This is a genomic window from Nonomuraea sp. NPDC002799 (assembly GCF_053592075.1).
In genome coordinates this window covers 1-4,340 of the sequence record NZ_JBSFVA010000102.1, presented here as the reverse complement: position 1 = coordinate 4,340, position 4,340 = coordinate 1, and the positions used below count along the sequence as shown (strand labels likewise).

Here is a 4,340-nt window from a genome sequence, read left to right as displayed (position 1 = left end):
CACGGCGACGGGCCGCCCACTCCCCGCGCGGGGAGTGGGCGGCCCTTCGGCTTCGCGGACAAGCTGGGCGGCCCTTCGGCTTCGCGGGCCGGCGTGGGTGCGCACGAGAAACGCCCCCGCCGCTCGGGGGCAACGGCGGGGACGCTCACCTGTACGTCGCGGCGTACATGAGGTTTGTTACACGATCCCGCGCAACCAATTGCCGAGCAGCCGGTGGCCGTGATCGGACAACACGGACTCGGGATGGAACTGGACGCCCTCGACGGGCGCCGTGCGGTGACGCAGGCCCATGATGATGCCGTCCTCGGTGCGGGCGCTCACGTCGAGCACGTCGGGGACACTTTCCGGCAGCACGGACAGCGAGTGGTAGCGGGTCATCCGCACGGGTGAGGGCAGCGCCTCGAACACGCTCTTGCCGTCGTGGGAGACGGCGCTGGTCCTGCCGTGGACGGGCTCGGGCGCGCGCGACACGGTGGCGCCGCAGGCGACCGCGATGGCCTGGTGGCCGAGGCAGACGCCGAGCAGCGGCCGGTGGTGCGCGACCGCGTGGCGCACCAGGGGCACGCTCACGCCGGCCGCCTCCGGGGTGCCGGGGCCCGGGCTGAGGAGGACGCCGTCGAAGCCCTCGGCGTCGCGCACGCGTACGTCGTCGCGGGGCCGGACGTCGCAGTCGGCGCCCAGTTCGCGGAGATATTGCACGATGGTGTGGACGAAGCTGTCGTGGTTGTCCACGACCAGCACGCGGCTCATGATCGTACGGTCACCTCGTCCAGCGTCACCACGGGTTCGAGTAGCGGGAACACGGCATACCAGAGTACGGCCACCACGACGGCGGCCAGCACGACGGTCGTCACGGCCTTCGCGCGGGTGCTGCCGGGCAGCCTGCGCCACAACCAGGCGTACACCTCACTCCTTCCTCGGCTCGGTCTCCTTGAGCACGCCGTAGACGATCAGGCGCTCGGCGGCGGAGTATTCGGGGTGGCAGGTGGACAGCGTGATGAAGGCGCGGATGGGGCGGATGTCCGGCTTTCCCGGCACGGGGGCGAGCACCTCGATCTGGTCGGGGCTGACGACGTCCTGGGAGGTCACGCGGTAGGTGTAGCGCGCCTCGCGGGCCTCCACGACGATCTCGTCGTTCCGTTCGAGCTCGTCGATCTCGTTGAACGGCGCCGCGTACGTGGTGCGGTGCCCCGACACCACGAAGTTGCCGACCTGGCCCGGCAGGGCGCTGTCGGGGTAGTGCCCCGGCCCCTTCTTCAGGTGCTCGGCGTCCACGCCCTCGACGACGGCGTACTGGTAGTCGCGGCCCAGCTTGGGGATGCGCAGCAGGGCGACGGCCCGGCCCAGGTCGATCCGGTCCAGGCGCCCCTCCTGCCGGGCCGCCAGCTCGCGTCGCAGCAGCAGTTGCTGGCTCTGGGTGTACGCGCCGGTCCCCCAGAGCAGGTAGGCGCAGAACAGCATGAGAATGAGGCCCGCGGTGATGCTGGTCTCCCCCACGGCCCGGAGCATGGCCCGCATGGGATCAGCGTATTCGGGACAGAAGCGGCCACTGGGGATCGCCATGTCATGCGCGTGGCGACTATCCTGGGGCACGCTACGACTACGCTTAACGAAGAGCCTGCGGACGATCCGGATGCCCCAGGCCCTCAGCAGGAGTTATCCAGTGCCCAAGTCCAACGCTCGCAAGAAGGCGGTTTACACCCCGCCGCAGAGGTCCCAGCAGGTCAAGGTCAGCCCCCGCTGGCTGGCGCCCACGATGGTCGTGTCATGGATCATCGGCATCCTGTGGATCGCGATCTACTATGTCGCCCCGCAGGCGCCCTTCTTCAGCGACCTCCAGAACTGGAACCTGCTGATCGGGTTTGTTTTCATCATCTTCGGTGTGGTGCTTTCCACCCGCTGGCGTTAGTTTTTTCCACAGTCTTTTCCACAGCCTGGGGAAGGTTCAGCTCGCGCCGCTCAAGATCGCCGATGTCCTGGCCATCACGAGCACGGCTAGCACGGCCAACGCTCCCACGATCGTCAGCACCTGCCACAGGGGCTTGTTGGTCTTGGGAGCGTAGGCCAGCGCGCCCGCCAGCAGCGATCCCGTGATGAGCCCGCCGACGTGTCCCGTCCAGCTGATGCCGGAGACCACGAAGGTGATCACCAGGTTGATGGCGATGAGCACGGCGATGCCGCGCACGTCCATGTTGAGCTTGCGGCCGACCACGAACACGGCGCCGAAGAGGCCGAAGATGGCTCCCGACGCGCCCACCGTGGGCTGGTTGAGCGGGTCGAGCCAGAGGCCGAGCACCGAGCCGCCGAGTGCGCTGATCACGTAGATCGCCGAGAAGCGGACGTGGCCGAAGGCGCGTTCCAGGTAGGGGCCCACGACGTAGAGGGCCCAGCAGTTGAACAGGATGTGGAAGGCACTGCCGTGCACGAACGCGGCGGTGATCAGCCGGTAGTACTCGTCGAGCCGGGCCACGCCGTTGGGCCACATGGCCAGCTCCAGCGTGATGCTGTCGCTCAGCAGATATTGGGCGCCGAAGACCAGGATGTTGACGGCCAGCAGGGCGTACGTGACGTACGGCGTGCGGACGACGCTGCCGCCGAAGGTCGACTTCGCCTGGCGGACGCCCTTGTTGCCCGCTGCCACGCATTCGGGGCACTGGAAGCCGACCGCGGCGTCGCGCATGCAGTCGGGGCAGATGGGGCGGTCACAGCGCTGGCAGCGGACCCAGGTCTCCCTGTCGGGGTGCCGGTAGCACGTGGGCACGGCCTCAGCGGGCTGCTCTGGCTGCGGGGGCGGGCTGGGCGGCTGGCTGGTCATGACCGAAAGCCTATGGCTTGCGGCGGCGTGTCGCGTGGCCCTGACAGCGGCTGTGCGGTCCCCGTGCCGGTCGCTGTGCGACGCCCGTGCCAGTGGCCGTGCGATGCCCGTGCCAGTGGTTGTGCGGTCCCCGTGCCGGTCGCTGTGCGATGCCCGTGCCGGTAGCTGTGCGGTGGTGTGGCCTATGGCGGGTGGCCTCGGTGTTTGTGCCGCTCGCGAACGGCGGTCGTGCGAAGGCACGACCGCCGTTCCGCGAAGCAGTGCGTGCCCCGATCAGTCCTGGACGCGCTCGAAGGTGACCGACTCCAGGACGACCTCCTCCACCGGACGGTCCCGGCGGTCCGTCTTGGTCTTGGCGATGGCGTCGATGACGTCCTTGCCTTCGACGACCTCACCGAAGATGGTGTGCTTGCCGTTGAGGTGCGGCGTCGGGCCCACCGTGATGAAGAACTGCGAGCCGTTGGTGCCCTTGCCGAAGCGGATGCCCGCGTTGGCCATGGCCAGCAGGTAGGGACGGTTGAACCACAGTTCGGGGTGAATCTCGTCGTCGAACTCGTAGCCAGGACCGCCGACGCCCTGGCCCAGCGGGTCACCGCCCTGGATCATGAAACCGGAGATCACCCGGTGGAAGACCGTGCCGTCGTAGTAACGATCCGTGCTCTTCTCACCGGTGCCCGGATGTGTCCATTCGCGGGTGCCTTCAGCCAGTTCGACGAAGTTTCGCACCGTTTTCGGCGCTCTGTTGGGAAAGAGTTCTACCTTGATATCGCCGCGATTGGTCTTCAGATTTGCGATCAGCTTCTCAGCCACGAGACGCTGCCCCCCTCTATGCACAGGGTCGAATTCGTGATGTTTTGAGGACTATGGCCGTTCGGCCTCCAGAGCCATCCTCCCACGAGTGGCCATGATTGAGCCGCCTTGTCCTGGGAAGGTCAGGCTCGGGGCCCCATCGACAGGGGAGGTTGTTGTGTCCCTGACACTGAGAAAACGCCGCGTGGCCATAGAGGTACCCGCCACGTGGATGGGCCGTGTGAAGGCCCAGGCCGTTCATGCCGGTCACCGTATGGCGCCAGTGGCGGATCAGGCCAAAGTGGTCGCCGCCCAGCGCTTCGAGGACGCCCGTTACTGGGCGGCCCCGAGGCTGGAGTCTGCGGCGCACGGGTTCGAGGACCAGGTCGCACCCAAGGTCAGCTCAATGCTGTCCGCGGCGGCCAGGAAGATCGATCCCAAGCCGTCGCATTCTCGGCGGTGGCCGACGCTCGTACTGCTGACCGGACTCGCGGTGGGCGCGATCGGTTACATGTTCTACCGCCGCAACGCTCAGCAGTGGACCGAGCACATGAAGGATTCCGCCTCTGATGCCTCGCGATGGGTCAATGAGAAGGCGGAACGCACGTCCGAGTCCTCGGACCGGATGGCGGCCAACATGTCGAGCAGGACGGACGGGACGTCTCCCTAGACGCTCCGATCCCACAGGGAAGCGCGGGCCCCCGAACCGGAGGGGGGGGGGGGGCCCCCGGAGGGG

Annotated in this window: 7 protein-coding genes; 2 read left to right on the top strand and 5 right to left on the bottom strand. The window is 67.7% G+C overall.

The window, feature by feature from the left end; genetic code table 11:
- Nucleotides 1–177: 177 nt before the first annotated feature.
- Genes ACWD0F_RS51630 through ACWD0F_RS51620 form a run of 3 tightly spaced genes read right to left on the bottom strand, consistent with a single transcriptional unit; the run spans nucleotide 178 to nucleotide 1,518 of the window.
- Nucleotides 178–750 (bottom strand): anthranilate synthase component II, encoded by a 573-nt coding sequence (locus ACWD0F_RS51630; RefSeq protein WP_449890437.1) that lies wholly within the window; start codon nucleotides 748–750, stop codon nucleotides 178–180.
- A complete protein-coding gene (locus tag ACWD0F_RS51625) occupies nucleotides 747–905 on the bottom strand; it encodes a hypothetical protein (protein WP_449890435.1) in 159 nt (52 codons plus the stop codon). The genes ACWD0F_RS51630 and ACWD0F_RS51625 overlap by 4 nt, the downstream gene beginning before the upstream one ends.
- A gap of 1 nt (nucleotide 906) precedes the next feature.
- Nucleotides 907–1,518 carry a class E sortase gene (locus tag ACWD0F_RS51620; RefSeq protein WP_449890433.1) on the bottom strand — a complete coding sequence of 204 codons (612 nt, stop codon included), beginning with the start codon at nucleotides 1,516–1,518 and terminating at the stop codon, nucleotides 907–909.
- 145 nt (nucleotides 1,519–1,663) lie between these two features.
- Here ACWD0F_RS51620 and ACWD0F_RS51615 point away from each other — a divergent pair, with 145 nt between their 5' ends.
- A complete protein-coding gene (locus ACWD0F_RS51615; protein WP_449890431.1) occupies nucleotides 1,664–1,909 on the top strand; it encodes a cell division protein CrgA in 246 nt (81 codons plus the stop codon).
- A 36-nt stretch (nucleotides 1,910–1,945) separates the two neighbouring features.
- Here the strand turns inward: ACWD0F_RS51615 and ACWD0F_RS51610 are convergent, their stop codons facing one another.
- Entirely contained in the window at nucleotides 1,946–2,815 is an 870-nt protein-coding gene (locus tag ACWD0F_RS51610) for a rhomboid family intramembrane serine protease (RefSeq protein ID WP_449890429.1), read from the bottom strand.
- A 273-nt stretch (nucleotides 2,816–3,088) separates the two neighbouring features.
- Complete coding sequence (locus tag ACWD0F_RS51605) at nucleotides 3,089–3,625, bottom strand: peptidylprolyl isomerase (protein WP_449890428.1); 537 nt, start codon at nucleotides 3,623–3,625, stop codon at nucleotides 3,089–3,091.
- Nucleotides 3,626–3,782: 157 nt separating this feature from the next.
- Here ACWD0F_RS51605 and ACWD0F_RS51600 point away from each other — a divergent pair, with 157 nt between their 5' ends.
- Nucleotides 3,783–4,274 (top strand): YtxH domain-containing protein, encoded by a 492-nt coding sequence (locus ACWD0F_RS51600; RefSeq protein ID WP_449890426.1) that lies wholly within the window; start codon nucleotides 3,783–3,785, stop codon nucleotides 4,272–4,274.
- The last annotated feature ends 66 nt before the right edge of the window (nucleotides 4,275–4,340 follow it).

Bases quoted from the DNA above. Each gene is read 5' to 3' on its own strand.
- ACWD0F_RS51620 (WP_449890433.1), bottom strand. From the start codon at position 1,518: ATGCGGGCCATGCTCCGGGCCGTGGGGGAGACCAGCATCACCGCGGGC.
- ACWD0F_RS51610 (WP_449890429.1), bottom strand. From the start codon at position 2,815: ATGACCAGCCAGCCGCCCAGCCCGCCCCCGCAGCCAGAGCAGCCCGCT.
- ACWD0F_RS51630 (WP_449890437.1), bottom strand. From the start codon at position 750: ATGAGCCGCGTGCTGGTCGTGGACAACCACGACAGCTTCGTCCACACC.